Consider the following 237-nt stretch of genomic DNA (forward strand, 5'->3'; position numbering starts at 1 on the left):
GCTCGACCGCCGCCACCGGGCGCGAGGTCGTCGCGACCAGTTCGACCGTCCTCGAAGCAGGAGACCCGGCCGCCGCCGCCAGGGAGATCGGTGACCGCGCCGACGCGGCCGGCGGGTACGTCGAGTCGATGAACGTCTCGGCTGCGCCGTCCGCGGAGTCGTCGGGCGACGTCGCGACCTCCTCTGCGGACGGCACCTGGATCACCGTGCGCGTGCCGGCGGACACGCTGGGCGACT

At 74.7% G+C, this 237-nt stretch carries 1 protein-coding gene; it reads left to right on the forward strand.

Going from position 1 to position 237, the window contains the following annotated elements:
• Positions 1 to 237 (forward strand): DUF4349 domain-containing protein (locus KVT44_RS57010; protein WP_217577179.1); only part of this gene is annotated, 237 nt, incomplete at both ends.

This window comes from Streptomyces sp. GbtcB7, from assembly GCF_019091445.1.
GTDB lineage: Bacteria > Actinomycetota > Actinomycetes > Streptomycetales > Streptomycetaceae > Streptomyces > Streptomyces mirabilis.